The 1,564-nt window shown below is 68.9% G+C and carries 2 protein-coding genes; one reads left to right on the top strand and one right to left on the bottom strand.

Features of this window, described 5'->3' with window-relative positions; all coding sequences use genetic code 11:
- Positions 1-803: shikimate 5-dehydrogenase (locus ACRDUX_RS07860; protein WP_526412636.1), on the top strand; the 803-nt coding region annotated here is incomplete at its 5' end.
- A gap of 3 nt (positions 804-806) precedes the next feature.
- On the opposite strand, the gene ACRDUX_RS07855 is transcribed toward ACRDUX_RS07860, so the two are convergent.
- On the bottom strand, positions 807-1,564 hold a 758-nt coding region (locus ACRDUX_RS07855; RefSeq protein ID WP_526412634.1), incomplete at its 5' end, for a hypothetical protein.

Below are 1,564 nucleotides of genomic sequence, written 5' to 3'. Positions count from 1 at the left end.
ACAAGGACACCCGGCTGTGCATCTCGCTGGCCGCGCGACCCAGCAACATCGGCACCCGGTTTCACAACCACCTCTACGACGAACTCGGCCTCGACTTCATCTACAAGGCCTTCACCACCACCGACATCGCGGCCGCGATCGGCGGTGTGCGTGCGCTGGGCATCCGCGGTTGTTCGGTGTCGATGCCGTTCAAGGAGGACGTCCTCGCGCTCGTCGACGAGGTCGAGGCCTCCGCGCGCGCCATTCACTCCGTCAACACCATCGTCAACGAGGACGGTCACCTCACCGCGTCCAACACCGACTATCTGGCCGTGCAGCGGCTCATCGAAGAACACGGCCTCGACCCGGCGGGGCGGGTGCTGATCCGAGGCAGCGGCGGGATGGCCAGCGCGGTCGGCGCGGCGTTTCGCGACCATGGCTTCACGTCGGGGATCGTCGTCGCGCGCAACGAGGGGAGCGGGCGCGCACTCGCAGGCCGCCTCGGCTACGACCATGCCACCGAGGTCGGCTCCCACACCGCTGCGGTGATCGTGAACGTCACCCCGATCGGTATGGCCGGCGGCTCGGAAGCCTCCGAGAAGGCCTTCGACGACGCGACCATCGCCAGCGCCAAGACCGTGTTCGACGTCGTGGCGCTGCCGTCGGAGACCCCCTTGATCAAGGCCGCACGCGACGCGGGCGTCGACGTCATCACCGGTGCCGAGGTGATCGCGCTGCAGGCAGCCGAGCAGTTCGAGCGCTACACCGGGGTGCGTCCGACGGCCGAGCAGGTGGCGGCTGCATCGGCGGTCTCGCGGGCCTGACCGTCAGGGAGCGTTGACCACGATGATCGGGCGGCGCACCCGTTCGAGCGCGTTGGCGTCGAGACCGGCATACGTCAACTGGGCCTGAACGAACCAGTCGATCGACGAGTGCACGGCGGCCGCGGTTGGGGGTGCGTCCGCAGGAAGCGGAATCTCGAACGGCAAGACCACGGTCGCACCGGCGCGCAGCGGAATTCGGTTGCCGAGCTGAATGATTCGGCCCTCGAGCTGGTCGCCGGGACCCGGCGCGCGGGTCAGCGGATGGGATTCGCGCTCGCGCTGCCACGACAGCGCGAGGTCACCGTCGGGCAGATCCATCGTGGGTGTCAGCGTCGCCTGGCCGGTGATGGTCTCGCCCGCCCGGTACACCGGCGACGACAGCGCGATGTCGATGACGGTGTCGACCGCACCCGAGACCACCTCGAGCGGCTCGGTGTAGGCCTCGACGTCGGCGGTGCCGATGAGCACGGTGAACTCGCCGCGGGTGTCCCGATCGTGATTGGCGGAGTTGCTGCCACGGTCGATGGTGAGCCGGCATTCCCAGCGGGCGATCGCCGGTGACGACGCGGGCGCCCACGACGGAATGCGGAACGTCGACGATGCGCCGGTGAACTCACCCGCTGCGATCGGGACGTCCTCGGCGATGACGCTGACCCAGTCGTCGGCGGAGTCGGCGCGGTCGGCCCCCTGGTATTGGTAGAAGTTGGTGTAGCCCCAGTCCAGGCGCGCCGATCTGACGTCGTCGATCGGCTTGTCGGTGG

It is taken from the genome of Mycobacterium sp. (assembly GCF_050701675.1).
In the GTDB taxonomy this organism is placed as follows: Bacteria; Actinomycetota; Actinomycetes; order Mycobacteriales; family Mycobacteriaceae; genus Mycobacterium.
Note: the sequence above shows the minus strand (reverse complement) of the source record. Positions and strands in the feature narration are given on the sequence as shown.